The organism is Paenibacillus sp. OT2-17, assembly GCF_009827695.1.
Taxonomy (GTDB): Bacteria; Bacillota; Bacilli; order Paenibacillales; family Paenibacillaceae; genus Paenibacillus; species Paenibacillus polymyxa_B.
The window spans coordinates 1-1,188 of the sequence record NZ_WUDQ01000831.1 but is presented as its reverse complement, the minus strand read 5'-3'; the positions used below and the strand labels follow the sequence as shown (position 1 = coordinate 1,188).

General features: G+C 47.1%; 2 protein-coding genes. Both read right to left on the bottom strand.

What is annotated here, in order from left to right; genetic code table 11:
• On the bottom strand, positions 1-536 hold a 536-nt coding region (locus GRP75_RS27475; protein ID WP_160790953.1), incomplete at its 3' end, for a FadR/GntR family transcriptional regulator.
• Between the two features lie 154 nt (positions 537-690).
• Positions 691-1,188 (bottom strand): aldose 1-epimerase (locus GRP75_RS27470; RefSeq protein ID WP_160790952.1); only part of this gene is annotated, 498 nt, incomplete at its 5' end.

Genomic DNA, 1,188 nt, shown 5'->3' with positions numbered 1-1,188 from the left:
AACGCCTTGCGAATGGCCTCTACAAAGCTGCCATATACGTCTGTAAGCACCTTATTGCGTGTAGCTCCGGCAACAGCCAAGTGAAAAGTGATATCCGCATCTAAGTACCCAGACAAATCTCCAGCGGCCAAAGTTGCAGCACGACGGTCCAGCGCCGCACGCATTAAGTGTAAATCCTCGTCATTACGACGTAATGCAGCCAATCTGGCAATCTCTAGTTCCAACACACTCCGCACTTCATAAACCTCAATAATTTCAGCACGGCTTAGACGGTAATCCAATGGCTCTTGAGAAGTTGTCGGTTGGCAGACAAAAGTTCCGTGTCCTTGCTTTTTCTCTAATAGACCGGCATGTACCAGAACGCTAACCGCTTCACGTACTGTAGATCGCCCAACTCCGAATAACTTCATGAGCTCAGGCTCGGTTGGAATCTTTGTGCCCACATTCCATTCACCAGCAGCAATTTTTCGTTGCAGCTGTTCAGCCACTTCATCGGCGATTTGCTTGCGTTTGACGGCTTGAAAAGGAAAATTCATCTGATCATCTCCTGTTTCGTATCATACTACGACTGCTTGTCATTCTGCAACCTTTTTCGTCCTCCTTCCCCATTGGTCCTTACCTATGCTTACATACCCAAATAAAGCCTGCACCGTTGGACACGATACAGGCCTATAAGGATAAATTTAAATGTTAGGATTTCGATTTATTAGGTGTAATACAATACAAACGGCTGGTTGCTTCAAAAATATGGCCTGGAGCCAGTGCAATCAATCCGATCTCCTCTGCTGGCAGGTCCGGACGATTCGGTGCATTGATCATGTTCATTTGCGGCTCAGGACAGATGAATTCCTTGTTCGCTTTGTTATTCCAGATCATCCAATGCTTATAAGCTGTGCCTACATCGTATACGAGGGTAGCACCTGTCTTACTGTGTGTCAGTTCCATGTAGTTGCGTCCATTTTGCGGAGCTGCCGTGTAATGATTATCCATAGAGGCAAAATAAGGACTAACTCCCGTCGTTTTCAGCAGTTCCTCTTCCGGAGATAAAGGCTGGAACTGACCTGTGGCCAACAACCGTTCCGTCAGCTCACGACGCTCACCGATTGTGACCTTAATCTTGTAATCCTCAGGCGAGCTATCGGGTACGAACGGAACGCGAATCGCTGTGTGAAAGGCAAATAAGTTGGG